General features: G+C 42.9%; 20 protein-coding genes. 4 read left to right on the forward strand and 16 right to left on the reverse strand.

Going from position 1 to position 16,779, the window contains the following annotated elements; translation table 11 throughout:
* Positions 1-29: 29 nt before the first annotated feature.
* Genes ACWIUE_RS09605 through ACWIUE_RS09625 form a run of 5 tightly spaced genes read right to left on the reverse strand, consistent with a single transcriptional unit; the run spans position 30 to position 4,576 of the window.
* Positions 30-1,874: a 50S ribosomal protein L11 methyltransferase gene (locus ACWIUE_RS09605; protein ID WP_454136528.1), complete on the reverse strand. Its 1,845-nt coding sequence runs from the start codon at positions 1,872-1,874 to the stop codon at positions 30-32.
* The gene (locus ACWIUE_RS09610; RefSeq protein WP_454136529.1) at positions 1,861-2,241 is read right to left on the reverse strand and encodes a chemotaxis response regulator CheY; all 381 of its coding nucleotides are present in this window, start codon (positions 2,239-2,241) and stop codon (positions 1,861-1,863) included. Before ACWIUE_RS09610 ends, ACWIUE_RS09605 begins: the two co-directional genes overlap by 14 nt.
* 40 nt (positions 2,242-2,281) lie before the next feature.
* Positions 2,282-2,995, reverse strand: coding sequence for a 1-(5-phosphoribosyl)-5-[(5-phosphoribosylamino)methylideneamino]imidazole-4-carboxamide isomerase (gene hisA / locus ACWIUE_RS09615; RefSeq protein ID WP_454136566.1), 714 nt, complete (start codon positions 2,993-2,995; stop codon positions 2,282-2,284).
* A 21-nt stretch (positions 2,996-3,016) separates the two neighbouring features.
* The gene (hisH, locus tag ACWIUE_RS09620; protein ID WP_454136530.1) at positions 3,017-3,625 is read right to left on the reverse strand and encodes an imidazole glycerol phosphate synthase subunit HisH; all 609 of its coding nucleotides are present in this window, start codon (positions 3,623-3,625) and stop codon (positions 3,017-3,019) included.
* Positions 3,626-3,667: 42 nt separating this feature from the next.
* Complete coding sequence (locus ACWIUE_RS09625; RefSeq protein WP_454136531.1) at positions 3,668-4,576, reverse strand: 3'-5' exonuclease; 909 nt, start codon at positions 4,574-4,576, stop codon at positions 3,668-3,670.
* Between the two features lie 77 nt (positions 4,577-4,653).
* Here ACWIUE_RS09625 and ACWIUE_RS09630 point away from each other — a divergent pair, with 77 nt between their 5' ends.
* Positions 4,654-5,163, forward strand: coding sequence for a hypothetical protein (locus tag ACWIUE_RS09630; protein ID WP_454136532.1), 510 nt, complete (start codon positions 4,654-4,656; stop codon positions 5,161-5,163).
* 295 nt (positions 5,164-5,458) lie between these two features.
* Here the strand turns inward: ACWIUE_RS09630 and ACWIUE_RS09635 are convergent, their stop codons facing one another.
* The 4 genes from ACWIUE_RS09635 to fumC form a co-directional block, all read right to left on the reverse strand.
* Complete coding sequence (locus ACWIUE_RS09635; RefSeq protein ID WP_454136533.1) at positions 5,459-5,608, reverse strand: hypothetical protein; 150 nt, start codon at positions 5,606-5,608, stop codon at positions 5,459-5,461.
* A gap of 58 nt (positions 5,609-5,666) precedes the next feature.
* Positions 5,667-6,470, reverse strand: coding sequence for a hypothetical protein (locus tag ACWIUE_RS09640; protein WP_454136534.1), 804 nt, complete (start codon positions 6,468-6,470; stop codon positions 5,667-5,669).
* Positions 6,471-6,556: 86 nt separating this feature from the next.
* Positions 6,557-6,724, reverse strand: a complete 168-nt coding sequence (locus tag ACWIUE_RS09645) for a hypothetical protein (protein ID WP_454136535.1) — start codon at positions 6,722-6,724, stop codon at positions 6,557-6,559.
* A gap of 151 nt (positions 6,725-6,875) precedes the next feature.
* Complete coding sequence (gene fumC, locus ACWIUE_RS09650) at positions 6,876-8,276, reverse strand: class II fumarate hydratase (protein ID WP_454136536.1); 1,401 nt, start codon at positions 8,274-8,276, stop codon at positions 6,876-6,878.
* A gap of 307 nt (positions 8,277-8,583) precedes the next feature.
* On the opposite strand from fumC, the gene ACWIUE_RS09655 reads away from it, so the two are divergent.
* On the forward strand, positions 8,584-8,835 hold the full coding sequence (locus ACWIUE_RS09655; protein ID WP_454136537.1) for a hypothetical protein: 252 nt from the start codon (positions 8,584-8,586) through the stop codon (positions 8,833-8,835).
* Between the two features lie 94 nt (positions 8,836-8,929).
* Here the strand turns inward: ACWIUE_RS09655 and ACWIUE_RS09660 are convergent, their stop codons facing one another.
* Together ACWIUE_RS09660 and ACWIUE_RS09665 are read right to left on the reverse strand one after the other, a co-directional pair.
* Positions 8,930-9,139 carry a hypothetical protein gene (locus ACWIUE_RS09660; RefSeq protein ID WP_454136538.1) on the reverse strand — a complete coding sequence of 70 codons (210 nt, stop codon included), beginning with the start codon at positions 9,137-9,139 and terminating at the stop codon, positions 8,930-8,932.
* A 1-nt stretch (position 9,140) separates the two neighbouring features.
* Complete coding sequence (locus tag ACWIUE_RS09665) at positions 9,141-9,311, reverse strand: hypothetical protein (RefSeq protein WP_454136539.1); 171 nt, start codon at positions 9,309-9,311, stop codon at positions 9,141-9,143.
* Between the two features lie 139 nt (positions 9,312-9,450).
* Here ACWIUE_RS09665 and ACWIUE_RS09670 point away from each other — a divergent pair, with 139 nt between their 5' ends.
* A complete protein-coding gene (locus ACWIUE_RS09670) occupies positions 9,451-9,603 on the forward strand; it encodes a hypothetical protein (protein ID WP_454136540.1) in 153 nt (50 codons plus the stop codon).
* Here ACWIUE_RS09670 and ACWIUE_RS09675 read toward each other — a convergent pair.
* The 3 genes from ACWIUE_RS09675 to ACWIUE_RS09685 all read right to left on the reverse strand — a co-directional run bounded on the left by ACWIUE_RS09675 (position 9,597) and on the right by ACWIUE_RS09685 (position 12,830).
* Positions 9,597-11,972 carry a ribonucleoside-diphosphate reductase subunit alpha gene (locus ACWIUE_RS09675; protein ID WP_454136542.1) on the reverse strand — a complete coding sequence of 792 codons (2,376 nt, stop codon included), beginning with the start codon at positions 11,970-11,972 and terminating at the stop codon, positions 9,597-9,599. The two genes, ACWIUE_RS09670 and ACWIUE_RS09675, sit on opposite strands and share 7 nt — an antisense overlap.
* Before the next feature lie 11 nt (positions 11,973-11,983).
* Positions 11,984-12,607: an NAD(P)H-dependent oxidoreductase gene (locus ACWIUE_RS09680; protein ID WP_454136543.1), complete on the reverse strand. Its 624-nt coding sequence runs from the start codon at positions 12,605-12,607 to the stop codon at positions 11,984-11,986.
* Positions 12,608-12,695: 88 nt separating this feature from the next.
* Positions 12,696-12,830 carry a hypothetical protein gene (locus ACWIUE_RS09685; RefSeq protein ID WP_454136544.1) on the reverse strand — a complete coding sequence of 45 codons (135 nt, stop codon included), beginning with the start codon at positions 12,828-12,830 and terminating at the stop codon, positions 12,696-12,698.
* A 107-nt stretch (positions 12,831-12,937) separates the two neighbouring features.
* Here ACWIUE_RS09685 and ACWIUE_RS09690 point away from each other — a divergent pair, with 107 nt between their 5' ends.
* Positions 12,938-13,111 carry a hypothetical protein gene (locus tag ACWIUE_RS09690; RefSeq protein ID WP_454136545.1) on the forward strand — a complete coding sequence of 58 codons (174 nt, stop codon included), beginning with the start codon at positions 12,938-12,940 and terminating at the stop codon, positions 13,109-13,111.
* Here the strand turns inward: ACWIUE_RS09690 and ACWIUE_RS09695 are convergent.
* Both ACWIUE_RS09695 and ACWIUE_RS09700 read right to left on the reverse strand, forming a co-directional pair.
* Positions 13,080-14,102 (reverse strand): cytochrome-c peroxidase, encoded by a 1,023-nt coding sequence (locus tag ACWIUE_RS09695; protein ID WP_454136567.1) that lies wholly within the window; start codon positions 14,100-14,102, stop codon positions 13,080-13,082. The genes ACWIUE_RS09690 and ACWIUE_RS09695 overlap by 32 nt on opposite strands.
* 391 nt (positions 14,103-14,493) lie before the next feature.
* A complete protein-coding gene (locus ACWIUE_RS09700; RefSeq protein WP_454136547.1) occupies positions 14,494-16,776 on the reverse strand; it encodes a heavy metal translocating P-type ATPase in 2,283 nt (760 codons plus the stop codon).
* Positions 16,777-16,779: the final 3 nt, after the last annotated feature.

Raw genomic sequence — 16,779 nt, forward strand, 5'->3', positions numbered from 1 at the left:
AATAAACTCGCAAATTTACTATAAATTTGTTAAAATTTCCGCAACATTATGCAAATCCACTCATCTTTTTGGGCGATATTTAGCACTTCAAAGTCGCCAAATCGCGCCAAAACTTCATCTTTGTAAATATCTAAAATGCCAGAGAGAATGGCAATCCCCCCGTATTTTAGGGCAGAAGCGATATTTTCTTTTTGCTCTACCAACACAGAAGCGATAATATTTGCGGTGATAATGTCGTATTTTGCGCTCTTTTGCGCTATGTCGCCTTTGGATTCGCGGTGGATTTCGCCCTGCCAAATGTGCGAAATGGTGGCGTTATTGTTGCGAAAATTTTTCTTTGATTCGGCTATGGCAAGTTCGTCAATGTCGCACAAATCGACTTTTGCGCCAAGTTTGTAGGCGCAGAGTGCAAGGATTCCGCTACCGCAACCAAAATCTAAAAGCATTTTGTTTTTTAAATCGCCATTTTCGCCAAGCGATTCGATGGCTTGAATACACATAAAAGTCGATGAATGATGCCCTGTGCCGAAGGCAAGAGACGGCTCTAAAATGATATTTATCAATTTTGCATCTTGCAATTCGCTCTTGGGTGCACCTTTCGCACTTGTAAAAAATTTTGGGGTATTCGCGGACTCTAGTCCAGTCTCAACCCCAAAATTTTTTACAAATACAAAACAAGGCAAAGCCGAAGTTTCTTTATCCAAATTTCCACCGCAATCCCTTCGATTGTTTGATTGCAAATTGTGCGCTGTGTGAGATTCTGCGTTTAGATTCTGCAAAATTAAATTAGATTCTGCGATTTTTATGCGATTTGCAGAATCTGCCTTTTGTTCCACCACCCTTGCGCGTAGCGATACCACAGATTCCCCCTCCATTGCGGAGGGGGCTAGGGGGTGGGTATTTTTTGTATTAGATTCTGCGCTTGTTTTGTCATTGCGAGAATTGCGAAACAATTCGTGGCAATCCATAGGATTTGTGAGCGAAGCGAAACAACCATCTAAATTTAGATTCTGCGATTCTATGTTAGATTCTGCGTTTTTCGCGCGAATCGCAGAATCTGCGATATTTTCGCCATTTTTTGGATTTGATTCGCTAGTTTTTTTTCGCAAAAAGGGCTGCACCCCCCGCCCCGCTCCCCCTACGCGCCAAAAAGCAGCCGCTTTTTCGCTTTTAGGGGGAGAGCCTCGCTTTTCCGCTTCTAGCAAAAAATCGGCACTCGCACTACTGCTCGCTTGCTCCCGATTTTTTGCACCACGAAGCGGGCGAGTTTTGGGTGCTTCGCACGGATTTAATTTTTTTGTAGATTGCCACGAAAATTCGCTACGCTCATTTTCTCGCAATGACGAATCTGTTGTAGATTCTGCGATTTTCGCAGAATCTACAACAGAAGGAATCGCAGTAGTGCTTTCGTAGTTTTTGGCAAATCGACACAAGGATAGCGGACTTTGCGTCCTGTGCGCTTTAAGGCGATTTGCCAAATCTGCGGAATGATTACCCGAGAGCGAATTGCGCGACTCCAAAGACGAATTGCCCTCACACCACGGTGGGCAAATGTAGAATCTCCCGCACCGAATCGCTTGAATCCCTTTTTTATATTCCTCTATCCAATCCCTATTTTGCTTTTTTTCTATGCTGTGAGAAAATGTAACATTTTTTTGCCAAATCGCTTTAAGATTCGCGCCAAAATCGCTCAAATGCACCAAAAGCGCGTTTATAAAATCCCTATCCTTGCTTGTGCGAACGATGATTTTATTGTCCGCTATCTCCACCGCCTCGCCACAAAAATCCATAATTTCGCTTGTAAAAATCTCGCTAAATTCAGCCGAATCTAACGCAATGCAAACTTCAAAGTAATGTCCATTACGCTCCGTCATTTACGCCTAAAACCACTTCTAATTTCTCTTTTAGCACCTGTGGCGTGAAAGGTTTTACGATATAGTTATTCACACCAGCCTTTAACGCGGTTATAACCTCTGCTTTTCCGCCCTCTGTGGTTACCATAATGATAGGGATATCTACAAATCTCCCATCAGCGCGGACTTTTTTCACCAAATCCAATCCATTCATTTCAGGCATATTCCAATCCGTGATAAGCACTTTTATCCCTTCAACTGAATCCATAATTTCCCACGCTTGAAGCCCGTGTTCAGCCTCTAAAATGTCCTCATAACCGAGCCGTTGGAGTGTATTTTTGATGATTCGGCGCATAGTGGAGCTATCATCAACGACAAGCAATTTCAAACTATTCTCCTTTTACAAGCAAATAAAATATGAAATAATATCATAATTTTTTCCTGTATTTTTTAAAAGTTTGCTCTAAATCGATTTTTCCTTCATAAAATGCCTTGCCAACGATAACTCCGCTGATGCCTTTTTGTGATAGGATTTCGATTTCGCTATTAGATTCAAACCCGCCACTTGCAATGGTTGGGATTCCGCAAATATCGGCAATTTCTGCGCTAAAATTTATATTTACACCTTGCAATGTCCCATCGCGCGAAATATCCGTGCATATTATTGCTTGAATCGCGCTATCTTTGAATTGCGCAGCAAAATCCACCGCATTTACCGCACTATCCTCCGCCCAGCCATTTACGCTAATTTTGCCATTTTTTGCGTCAATGCCAATTGCGATAGGATAAATTTGTGCCATTTCAAGCGCAAATGTTGGATTTTTCAGCGCGATTGAGCCTAAAATCACACGCGAAATGCCCAAATCCACATATTTTTTGATAGTAACTTCATCGCGAATCCCACCGCCTAGCTGGATTTTTAAGCCACAAGATTCGCGGATTTGTTTAATTTGCGCCAAATTTTTTGGACTTCCAGCAAACGCGCCATCCAAATCCACGATATGAAGCCACTCCGCGCCCATTTTTTCAAACTCACGCGCAAAATCAACCGATTCGCCATAAATCTTGCATTTTTGCATATCGCCTTTGGTTAAGCGCACCGCCTTGCCGTCCTTTAAATCAATCGCGGGGATTATTTGAATCGCATTCATTTTAAAACTCCGTTATTTTAAATTTATGAAATTTTCTAATATTTTTAAGCCTGTATCCGCGCTTTTTTCGGGGTGTGGTTGAATGCCAAAAATATTATCTTTTTGCAAAATCGCACTAAAATTTATGCCATAATCGCAACTTGCCACAATGTCAGCAGATTCTGCGTTTTTCACATAAAAACTATGCACAAAATACAAATACGATTGATTTTGGACACCGCGAATCAAAGGCGATTCGCGCAAAATATGGATTTGATTCCACCCAATTTGTGGGATTTTTAGGGATTCGCACTTAAATTTTACCACTTCGCCTTTGATTAGCCCAAGCCCCGCAAACTCGCCAAATTCGTAGCTTTTATCCATCAAAAGTTGCATTCCTAGACAGATTCCAAGCAAATATTTGCCGCGTTTGGCGAAATCTTTTATCGCTTCGCTCATACCGCTTTGATTTAGGTGTGCTATCGCATCGCCAAATGCGCCCACGCCGGGCAAAATGAGCTTGTCAAATCTAGCCACTTCATCGGCATTGCGAATGACTTTGCAATCCGCACCAAGCGCATTTAGCGCGTTTTGAATGCTTGATAGATTGCCAGCGTTGTAATTCAAAATTGCGATTTTCAAACTTCCTCCAATTTCATTTTTTCGCCCTAAAAAGCGCAGAATCTAGCGCAGATTCTGCGTTATTTTCTCCATCTCCGCCCTTAATGCACTCTCAAAAATCTCGCTATAATCCCTATCCTTTGGCAGTTTTTCTGCCAAAATATTTAGCAAGCTCACATAGTCTTCGCGCGCTATTTTACCCTGCAACAGCTGATATTTCAAGTATAGCCAATAAGTATTTAGCACATCGCTTTGGCAGTAATGCGCGATTTTTTGGTATTCGCCCTCAAAGTAAAGTCGCCACACATCATCGCCACTCGTGTCAAACTTCCCCACAATCCCCGCCATTTTGCAAAGCACATCTAGTTTCAATCCCCGCACCGCGCCGTGCGAACTCATCGCATCCATCAAATCGATATGAAAATTTTCGCTAAATTTCGAGCGATAATTCTCCCATTTGTTTTTATTATGCGCTGCATTGTCCGTCTCAAAGTAAGATTCTGCGCTTAGATGATACTTCATCGCACGAAGCATAATCGCGGGTAAGTCGAAATTTCGCCCATTGAAACTCACTAATTTTGGTTGCTGTTTGTTTAAATAATACAAAAATCGCTCCAAAATCTTGCCCTCATTTGGCATCGCAGAATCTGCCTCATCATACCCAAAATTGCCAATCCGCTTGAAATATCCGCCATCATCGCACTCCAAAACCGAAATCATTATGATTTTATGAAACGGCAGGGGCAAAAACTCGCTCCCGCTGAACTCTTTTTGCTTTGCAAATGCCATTTTACACACCAACAAATCATCGCCACTATATCCATAAACTTCCCGCAACAACGCAGAATCTGGCACACTCTCGCAGTCAAATACGCACAGCATTTCGCCCCCTAAAAATTTTGTGATTTTTGTGATTTGCGATTGTAGTGAAAAAATGCTAAATTCGCAGAATCTGCTAAAATTTTCACGCAAAATGCGGGATTTTAAGAAAATTTAAGTTTTTTTTAATTAAAATTAAGATTTATTTTCAATTTAAAGGATGGTAATTTATGAGAAAAATATTTGTAAGCGGGATTATTGGGATTTTGGCGGTATGTGCGCCACTTTCGGCACATTGCGATGGTAAATGCGCGGGGCACACGCACGAGCATAAAAATATCGCGGATAAAAGCACGGGCGATTCTGCGCTAGATGCGATAAAAAGCGAGATTACAAAAGTGCAAAAAAGTAGCGTAGCAAAGATTTTTAGCGAGAATATCGCGATAAGCGACACGCCCCAAAATCACAAAAATTGGGGCGAGTGGATTATCGCTGAAAATACGATGGATAGGGCAAAATGGCGCGCTGTGAAAATCAAAGGCACGAGTATGTGGGGCATTTCGCCAATCATCGATGGCAAAAATGACTGCGGTGCGGTGCTTTGGATTTGTCAGCATAGTAAAAAGATATTTTTCAACGCTGAAAAGTTCGCCAAAAACGGCAAATGCGGCGACTTGCGCGAATCCTACAAAGATAGTGAGGGCAATTACAAAAAAGTCGTAGTGCCTTTGGAGTTTTAAAAATATTGGCGTTTTAATGTGGTAGATTTTGGGGATTTTGAGTGAATTTCGCAGAATCTCGCGAATTTTTGGTAGATTCTGCGATTTGCGCGAAATACAAAACCGCAGAATCTACGCTATTTTCGTCATTGCGAAGCGTGTGAATTTTTGTAGATTCGCGCTACAACTTCGTCATTGCGAGGCAGTTTGAGCGATAGCGAAAACAACGAAGCAATCCACTAATGCGACTTGTGAATCACTTGCAAATCTCTTACTTTGGGCGAATCTAAATGCAATTTATTGATTCAATTTTAAGTCATTGATTCGTTTTGCCTTTTAGATTCGCGTGATTTGGATGGTTGCTTCGCTTCACTCGCGCGAGAATGACAAATTTAGGGTAGATTCTGCGATTCGTGTGAATTCTCACAAAATAGCAGAATCTAGCACGAAAAAATACATAATCCACTTTTGTAACCCACAATCGCCTGTTGCGCGGAAGCTAATCGCTTCTATTGTTTATTTTATTATTTGTATATTTCCGCTACTCTCGCAAATATAATCACAGCGAAAACTATTAGCAAACCTACTATTACAACTTTATCTAAGACTTCATCATCGCTAGTTTCGTTAGATTTAAGCGAAGTTGCGTTTGCTTTTATCGTTTGTTGCGTTTCTGCGACTTGTTGCAAACTGCTATTGATATTTTCACTAGCGATTTTTTGGCTATTATTTTGTATTTCATTTTTTGGCGCTGTTTTGTTGTATTCATCGGCACTCATTGATTGCTGTATTTCTCTCACACCTATCCAAGCGATGATATAAATTATAAGTGCGATGGGTAGCAAGATTATCGTTGCGCCACACCAAAAGGCAACTATAAATAATGGCTGATTTGTGACAAAAGCGACTTCTTTGTAGATTTGATAGCGCAAGTAGATATTACAAATCAAACATACTATCCATACTATAGCCAATATAGCCCTACCAGCATTTCTATCGTAATTCTCACCATTTGCAATCAATGCCATTATAAACAATGATAAAAAGCCAAAAAATAAAGTCGCTAAATAGGCATTAAAATTATCCCTTAAAATCGCACTTTTTGCCTTTTTCCATATAGTATTCATTGATGAGTATAGAAATGAATATGCAACAAAACACGCGACTAATCCACATAACGCGACTAAGCCACATAAAAAGAAAAGTCCGCCTACGCTAGAGCTCCCCTGTAAAAATCCAGCACCAAGCGCAATAAGTATATTTCCTATAACATATATTGCGATAAAACTAAAAACTTCGGTTTTAATATCTTTAATCTCTTGCGGCACGGGCGCAAGATTTGGCTTTGCTAAATTTGAGAGAAAATTGCTTTGCGGTTTGATAGACTTAAAATCCGTGATATAAATATCTACGGCTATTCCCCCCCCCCATCTGCGCGAATCTCGAAATCCACTTCATTGCCGACTAAATCGCTGATATTTTTGGCGTTTTGAATCTCGCTTACATTAAACGCATAGCGATTGCCATCATTTGCGCGAATCACGCCTTTATCTTGCTCAACACCTAAAATTTTGCCTGTCATAATTTATCCTTTGTAAAATAAAATTTAAAATGCGCTAGATTCTGCGAATTTGCGTGATTTTCGCAGAATCTTGGCGCAGAATCTTGACAAATCCCCGCATTAGATTCTACGATTCACACAAAACACACAAAATCGCAGAATCTCGCATTTTTTATTTCGCGCCTAGCGGGTGAATCATATCCTTTGGCACGACAAATTTATCATAGTCGCTTTCACTCACTAGCCCAAGCTCCATCGCAGAATCTTTTAGCGAAATGCCTTTTTTATGCGCGTTTTTAGCGATTTTGGCGGCGTTTTCATAGCCGATATGCGGATTTAGCGCGGTTACAAGCATTAGCGAGTTATGCAAATAATACTCGATTTTCTCCCTATTCGCGCTAATGCCAACCGCGCAGTGCGCGTTAAACGAGCGCATAGAGTCCGCTAGTAAATCCAAACTTTGCAAGAAGTTATAAATAATCACAGGTTTAAAGACATTCAGCTCAAAATTACCCTGCGATGCGCCGATACCGATTGCCGTGTCATTACCCATCACCTGCACGGCGACCATTGTGATTGCCTCGCACTGCGTGGGATTGACTTTGCCGGGCATTATGGAGCTACCGGGCTCATTTTCAGGGATATTTAGCTCGCCAAGCCCGCATCTAGGACCGCTTGCAAGCCACCTGATATCATTTGCGATTTTCATCAAATTTGCCGCTAGTCCCTTCATCGCGCCGTGCGTGAATACAATCGCATCGTGGCTAGTTAGCGCGTGAAATTTATTTGGACTTGCGATGAATTTCACGCCGACAAGTTTGCTTAACTCATCGCTTACCTCATCGCTAAAATTTGCAGGGGCGTTTAGTCCCGTGCCTACCGCTGTCCCGCCGATTGCAAGTTCGCGCAAAGTCGGTAGGGAGGCGATAATTTGCTCTTTGCTGTGTTTTAGCATTGAGAGATATCCGCTAAATTCTTGCCCCAAAGTGAGCGGTGTAGCGTCTTGTAGGTGCGTTCGCCCACTTTTGATTATGCCGTCAAACTCTTTTGTTTTGCGCTCAAAAGTCGCTATTAGCTCATCTAGCGCGGGGAGTAGTTTTTTCTCAACTTGCGCCACCGCAACCACGCTCATCGCCGTAGGGAAGGTGTCATTTGAGCTTTGTCCGCGATTCACGTGGTCGTTTGGATGGACGAATTTCTCAACGCGAAAGTCCTTACCCAAAATCTCAGTTGCTCGATTTGCCACCACTTCATTTACATTCATATTGCTTTGCGTCCCGCTGCCCGTTTGCCAAATCGCAAGGGGGAAGTTATCATCAAACTTACCGCTTAAAATCTCATCACACGCCTTGATAATGCCATCTCTTCGCACTTCATCAAGTCCGTTATTTAGGCGGTGATTCACAATCGCACACGCCTTTTTAAGATTTGCAAACGCATAAATCAGCTCGCGTGGCATTTTCTCAACGCCGATTTTAAAGTTCTCAAAACTCCGCTCCGTCTGCGCTCCCCAATACTTATCATCGGGCACTTTTACCTCGCCCATCGTGTCTTTTTCGATTCGAAATGCCATTTTTGCTCCTTTAAAAATAAAATGCAGGTAATTTTTACATAATTTTCATTGCATTTTGATTAAAATCGCAGAATCTAGTGCAGATTCTGCGCTAAAACACATATCCACTCACAATCCGCAAAGAAAAAAATACACTTTTTGTAGAAATATCAGTGGAGGTTTATAGCAAAAAGGAAAGCGGACAAGATACGCAAAGTGAGATTTTGATGGGTGAGTAGATTTTACGCTACGCATTTGCCACCTTAAATAAATTTTAAAAACACATTTTCGCTATAATCGCACGATAAATTTTTAATGGAGCGATAAAATGACTTTGATTGTGAAAAATGCGAATGTGGAGACTTTGCGAGTGATTGAGAGCTTGAAGGGGCTTAATAAAGATTTAGTTATCACCACAAACGACAGCGAATGCCCCATTTGCAAGGCGCATAATTACACGCCAAAAATGACAAAAGAGATGAGAGAAGCACTAAAAGAGAGCGAGGATATCGCCAAAAATCCGCATAAATATCCTAGCTACAAAAACGCCAAAGAATTATTGGCGAACTGCCTAAAATGACTTACATAATCAAGCGAAGCGAAATATCTCAAAAAAATAGAGATTCTTCGCTCGTTTCACTCGCCAAGAATGACAAAATGAGGTGCAAATCGCACTAGATTCTGCGAAATTTTGCGTAAAACGCAGAATCTAATGGATTGCCACGACTTGCTTTCGCAAGTCTCGCAATAACGAGTTTTTTTAAATTTGATTCGTGCAACAAATCACAATTCGCAGAATCTCGCAATGACGGAGTGGGGATTCGCACTTGATTCGTGGATTGCCACGAAAATGCTACGCATTTTCTCGCAATGACAAAAAACACACTAGATTCTGCGAATTTTTGCGTAAAACGCAGAATCTAAAATAATTTTACCCACCCCCTTAATCCCCTCCGCAAGGGAGGGGGAGGGCAAAGAAAACCCCTCCCCCTGCGGGAGGGGTTTGGGGTGGGGTAGATTCTGCAAATACTTTAACTTGTCATATTGAGTTTTCAAAAAGAAAACGAAATATCTCAAAAAAATAAAAGAGATTCTTCGCTACGCTCAGAATGACAAAAAATCGCAGAATCCAATGAATTTTAGGGTAGATTCTGCGATTCGCCTCGCAATGACGGATTATTTTGCGCTTTGATTCGTGCAACGAATCACAATCGAAGTAGTTGCGGTGTGGCTTTGCACGAAGTTTGTCGCCTTGCTAGGCGATAGAACTAATGGTTCATCGACGACGCAAGGACGGCAAACTTCGTGTGAATTGCACACCCAAATACAAATTGTCGCACATCATTGACAATTAAAGCACTCCACGCTTCTATCCATCACTCCCTGCGTTTGTTTCTCTGCATCGGGGCTTTGGGAGCGCAAATAATATGTGCTTTTTAGCCCTAGCCTCCACGCAAGCGTGTAAATGTCATTTAGATATTTGCCACTTGCCTTTGATAAATCCATAAAGATATTTACGCTCTGCCCTTGGTCTATCCACTTTTGGCGAATCGCAGCGGCTTTGATGATATTCATTTGGTCGATTTCATAGGCGTTTTTGTAGAAGTTAAACGAATCAAGCGTAAGATTCGGCACGACATTTGGAATCATTCCGCTTAAATTTTCCTCAAACCACTTTTTGCGATAAATCGGCTCAATAGTCTGCGTAGTGCCTACCAAAATGCTTATAGAGCTTGTCGGCGCAATCGCCATAAGGTAGCCATTGCGAATGCCCTGCTCTTTGACTTTTGAGCGAAGCAATTCCCAATCGCACATATCTAGCAAAGTGCGTTCAGTTAGCTTCAACGCCTCCACATTTGCCAAATCAATGGGGAAAACGCCCTTGCTCCAATTACTGCCACTAAACTCCGCGTATTTGCCCTTCTCCACTGCCAAATCCGCACTCGCACTTATCGCATTAAAGCTAATTAGCTCCATAATCTTATCGATTTTTGCGAAATGCTCATCGCTACCCCACTCGATTTGATTTGTGGCTAGCATTTCTGCCTCGCCCATCACGCCAAGCCCGATTGCGCGGTTTTTTAGATTCGTAACCCGCACTTTTCGCGTGGGGTAGAAGTTTAAGTCGATAACATTATCTAACATTCGCACGGCTATGGGGACTACGCGCTCGATATTTTCTTTTGTGTTAATCTTGCTAAGATTCACACTTGCCAAATTGCAAACCGCCGTATCGCCACCAAATCCCACGCGCTCCGTCATAAAAACCGCCTTGCCATTTATGCTATCAAGCGAAGTGATTTTATTTGCCTTTTTGGTTACGCCTGAATCTAACTTCACCTCATCGCTTTCCTCATATAGCTCAAAGCTCCCGTCCTCAAACTCTACACGCGCCTTGTAGTGTGTGGGATTTGTGTTTTGAAAAATCTCCGTGCAGAGATTGGAGCTACGAATGATTCCAGCGTGAATGTTTGGATTCACGCGATTTGCATTATCTTTAAAGCACAAAAATGGCATTCCCGCTTCAAAATAATTTGTCAAAATCTTTTTCCACAATTCTTTTGCGTTTATGACTTCTTTGATAATGTCCTCACGCGCTTCTAACTCCAAATATTTGCGCTCAAATTCCTCGCCATAGCACTCGCTTAACTCGCCACATTCATAGGGGTCAAATAGCGTCCAAAGCGCGTTTGCTTCCACGCGCTTCATAAACAAATCACAAATCCAAAGCGCGGGGAACAAATCGTGCGCCCGTCTGCGCTCTTCGCCACTATTTTTACGCAAATCGATAAAATCAATCACATCAATATGCCACACCTCCAAATAAGTCGCAATCGCGCCTTTTCGTGTGCCTAGCTGGTCAACTGCCACCGCCACATCGTTAGTAATTTTTAAGAACGGCACAACGCCACCAGCGGCATTTTTATGCGCATCGATGAAACTGCCCAACGCACGAATCTTGCTAAAATCCCAGCCGATTCCACCGCCATATTTGCTAAGTAACGCCATTTCTTTATACGAATCAAAAATGCCCTCAATATTATCAGGCATACTTCCCACATAGCACGAACTTAATTGATGGCGGGTGCTTCTAGCATTTGCCAAAGTCGGCGTAGCGCACATTACTTCAAATTTGGAGATGACATCATAAAACTTCGCCGCCCATTCGTTTGGCTCTTTTTCTCTATGCGCTAAAAACATTGCGATTGCCATAAACATATGCTGTGGCAACTCAATGGGTTTATTGTCCCTATCCTTTATCAAATACCTATCATAAAGCGTTTTAATGCCCAAATAATTAAACTGCAAGTCGCGATTTGGCACGATTTTGCTATTTAGAAAATCCAAGTCGAATCGCTCGGTGAATCCCTTTAAGATTTTGCCCTCATCTTGCCCTTTTTTTAGATAATCGCGCAAGTGCTTATAGCCCGTAAATGCGCTAACTTTGTGATACAAATCATACAAAAATAGCCTTGCAGCCACAAAGCTCCAATTTGGCGTATCCAAGTCGATTTTATCAACTGCCGTTTTTATCAGCGTGATTTGGATTTCTTCGGTTGTGATTCTATCGCGGAAGTGGATTTTGGCATCGACTTCTAACTCGCTTTGGCTAACCCCGCTCAAACCATTCACAGCGGAGCTTGTGTATTTTTGGATTTTGGTAATGTCTAGTGGCTCGATTCGCCCGTTTCGTTTGATTACATTTAAACCGCTCATTTTTCCACGCCTCACTTATATTCTACAATTTCATCTAAACTTAATCGATAACGCTTTTGTTGCTCTTTTATGCGATAGCCAAAGGTCAAAATCATACTCACACATTCCTTAAATGTGTCGATTCCTAGCGCGTCATTTAGCGCATCTATCTCAAAGCCCTCAATCGCACACGAATCAATGCCTAAATACGCCGCATAATTCATCATCGTGCTACCAGCGATATAGCTTTGTTTCTCTACCCAATGACGAATCGAAATGCCGTGCGCAACTTTGCGCTCTAACATTCCTTTATACATTTCAACCCATTTTTCGCGCTCCGCGTCTGTTTTGCCACGCCGAAATGACATAAAATTTATATAATTTGATGGCGGGATAATGGGCTGAAGTAGGCATTTTAGCACCACAACTTCACTTGCACTCGTTAGCTGAATCTGCCCCCAGCACGCCTCTTTTAGCCTTTGGCGCAAATCTTTATCGCGCACCACAAGAAATCGCGTGGGTTCTACGCCCATAGAGCTGGGACTCATTCGCCCAGCATCAAGTATTTCGCTAAATTGTTCGCTTGGAATCGCCTTTGTCTCATCAAAAATTTTACACGCGTGGCGGAATTGCAAAGCCTTTTGAAAGTCATTCATATTTTGTCCTTTGAGTGTTTTAAATGATTGTTTTAAAAAAGTCGAAATTTTATAAATTTCTTGCTTAAATTTCTACAAATCGCAGAATCTAATTTAAATCTACCCACCCCCTTTGTCCCCCTCCGCACGGGAGGGGGAGAAAATGCAAAATCTCCGCAAGGGAGGGGGAGATAGAGAAAGCCCCTCCCCTTGCGGGAGGGGTTTGGGGTGGGGTATTTATCACAAGGGAGGGGGAGAGTTTTTAAGATTCTTCGCTCGTTTCACTCGCGCGAGAATGACAATTTTTGCTAGATTGCCACGAAGTCGCCCTTAAACGCGCGACTTCTCGCAATGACGGCGCACAAACTCCACAGAATCTCACAGCAACAAAAAAAACAACGCACTAGATTCTACGATTTCCTTATTAAATTCTGCTACTTTCGCGCTAGATTCTGCGATTCACGCAAAATTTCGCAGAATCTAGGCGCAGAATCTATAACTGCGGTTTTGGAGTTTTTTCCGTAGAAATCGGCAGTTGCGGATACTTAATCTTTGGCTTTTCGCCACTTAAAGCGTGCAAAAATATCTCAATGCTTTTTGCTTCCGCATCGCTAATGTCGATGCCTAGCTGAATGCTCCCCATTTCCTTAATCGCATCGCGCAAACTCCAAATCGCGCCGTTGTGAAAATATGGCGCAGTTTCGGCGACATTGCGCAAGGTGGGCGTTTTTACCATACCATTTTTATCGCCTTTAAAGTCGCCTAAATTGGCAAATTTATATTTCCCAGCCACTTCAAATGCCTGCATAGTTCCGCCCAAATTCACGCCACTATGGCAAGATGCACAGCCTTTGTCTAAAAAGGTTTTTAGCCCCGCTTGTTCGTCTTTACTTAATGCGCGCTCATCGCCATTTAGAAACTTATCAAAGCGCGATGGTGTGATGAGTGTGCGCTCAAAGTTTGCAATCGCATCGGCAATATTGTCAAAATTTACCTTGCCATAGAGCTTTTTAAACTCTGCGACATATTCAGGCAACGAAGCGATTTTCTCAACCGCGAGTTTTGCGGGAGTTGCCATCTCAGGCTCTGCTTCAATCGGTCCTTTGGCTTGGTCGGCTAAATGCCCCGCTCTCCCATCCCAAAACTGCGAAGTGTTAAAGACGGAGTTAAACACGGTGGGCGAGTTTAGGTGATGCGGATTTGCACTCCATCTATGCCCCACAGCCGCGCTTATGCCATCCGTCCCACCAAGCCCCAAATTGTGGCAGGTGTTGCACGAAATAATCCCACTTTTACTAAGGCGTGGCTCAAAATATAGCTTTTTGCCTAGCTCCGCTTTTGCCGTGCTAAACGAACTTGCCTTAATGCCATTTGCCTTCAAATAAGCATCGATTTCGCTCTGTGTGCTTGGCAGTGGCAAAAGTCCAAAATCTTTTGCCTCTTGGGCGAGATTCGCCGCATTTAAACTGATTGCAACGCTAACCATTGATGATAAAAGTAGCTTTTTCATCGAAATTTCCTTTATGTTGAATTTTGCAAAAAATGCAAGGCACAATGTTAGCATAGTTTTTGATAAAAATTATTATCTTTTGTTAATATCTTAAAAGTCAATAATTTTTTGCTATAAATCGCAGAATCTCCCCGCAGATTCTGCGCTTTTCGTGCGAATCGCAGAATCTAAATGAGTTTCTTCGCTTCACACTTCGTGCTTCACGCAAGAATGACAATTTTTTTGGATTGCTTCGATTCGCTATGCGAATCTCGCAATGACTAAATTTTCACACTTTGATTTGTGCAACGAATCACAATCGAAGTAATGGCGGTGGTTTTAAAAAACAAAAAACATTCGCGCGGAAGTATCGTGAGTGGAGTTCGTGGGTTTTCAAGCGCGAAAACGCGAGATAGAACTAATGGTTCATCGAGCGTTTGAGAGCGCAGAATCCCGCGAAATCCGCCACGAGACAACGCGCTTCAAGTCGCAAGGCGTTCATCACCACACTTATCGATGACAACCCCATCGCCACCCCAGCAACCATCGGATTTAGCGCGATATTAAATCCCAAAATCTGCGGTATCCCCACAGCCAGCGGTATCGCACACACATTATACACAAACGCAAAGCCCAAATTTTCCTTTATGTTGCGAATCGTCCGCCGACTTAGCGCAATCGCCTCCGCAATGCTCCCCAAGTCGCCATTTAGCAGAATTATGTCGCTTTGTTTGATTGCAATATCACTAGCCGAATTTAGCGCAACGCCGATATTTGCGCGTGTAATGGCAAGTGCGTCATTTATGCCATCGCCCACAAAGCCCACGATTTCGCCACGCTCTTGCACCCTTGTGATGAAGTCTAGCTTATCTTGGGGCAGTTGCGAGTGATAAAACTCATCGATTGCGCAAAGATTCGCCACTGATTGCACACTTTTTGCGTTATCGCCACTTAAAATTATGCTTTTTATGCCTTGTGCGCGGAGATTTGCCACCAAATTTTTGGCATTTGGGCGCAAATCATCGGCGATAACAAAAAAGCCCACGCACTGCGAATCCACGCTCACAAAGCAAGTCGTATGTGGGATTTGCGTGGATTTTGCTAAAAGATGCGAATCTATTGCACAAGATTTACCATTATGTGTTTCGCCCACAAAATCCGCTGTGCCGATTTTTACGCGTCTATCATTTATATGTCCGCTAATGCCTTTTCCCGTGATTGTTTGGATTTCGGCGATTGTTTGCACTTCGGCGATTTTTTCACTTAAATCCACGCCCAAATTCGCGCTAGATTCGCGGATATAGCGCAAAATTGCCTTTGCGATTAAATGTTCGCTTTGGGATTCAATTGCATAGATTAGCGAGAAAATATCGCTTTTATTCGCACTAGATTGGCGCGAATCTATCCACTCCACCACGCGCAAATCCCCGCTTGTGAGCGTCCCTGTCTTATCAAAAATCATCGTGGTGATTTTAGCGCACACCTCCAAACTCTCCGCATTTTTGAAGTAAAATGCGCGTTTTGCGGCGATACTTGTGGCAACCATTATGCTTAAAGGCGTGGCAAGTCCCAGCGCACAGGGGCAAGAGATTAGCAATGTCGAGCTAAATACGATAAATGCCTTGTGAAAGTCGCCACTTGCCACGCCCCACGCTATCCCAGCGCACAAAGCCACTGCGATTACGCAAGGCACGAAATACGCGGATATTGTGTCTGCGATTCGCGCAATGGGGGCTTTTTTGACATTTTGCGCTAATGCAATGATTTTACTAATCATCGAATCACTTGCCACATTTTTCACGCGCACACGCACCATTTCCCCGCAATTCACGCTCCCGCTGTAAATCAAATCGCCCTTTGCTTTGCGTTTGTGTTTTGATTCGCCACTGATTACGCTTTCATCAACTTCGCAAGATTCGCCCAAAAGCTCACAATCCACGCCAAACGCCGCACCTTTTGGGACAGCGAGTATGTCGCCGATTTGAAGCGATTCTACGCGCACTTCAAGCGTTTCGCCAGATTTGCCCTGCACTTTTAGCGCGGTTTTTGGGGCTAAATTTATAAGCGATTCAATCCCGCTTTTTGCGTTGCTAGTGGCGAGATTTTCGAGCCTTTTGCCTAGCATAATCACAGCGATAATCACCCCAGCACTCTCAAAGTAGAGATTGTGAAGCAGGTGCGGAGATTCAAAGCCTAGTCGCGCCACCATATACGCACTAAACGCAATCGCGCTCCCACTCCCCAAAAACACAAGCGAATCCATATTTGGCACGAATTTAATAAGCGCGTTGAAGCCCTTTGCATAGATTTTGCGCCCAGCGTATAGGATTGGCAGTAGCAGTGCGATTTCGATAGCGCAGATTAGGGTTTGATTTGTAGTGAGCGAATCGCTCCAAATCATTGCCCCCATACTCACGCAAAATAGCGGGATTGCAAAGATTATGGCGATGAGATAGTCGCTATTTTGTGCCTTTTGCGTGGCTTTTTGGCTAAAAATCTCCGCGCCATAGCCTAGCTTTTTAATCAAAGCGATTATGGTTTTTATGTCAGTGCGCGATTCATCAAAGGCGACATTTGCGCACTCGCTGATTAAATCAACTTCGATGCTTTTAATAAAATCCTTGCGCTTCAAACTTCGCTCAATAGATGCAGAACACGCCGCACAGCTCATTTTGCTAATCTTTAATTTGATATTTTTCAATTA

Source organism: Helicobacter sp. 23-1045 (assembly GCF_053654655.1).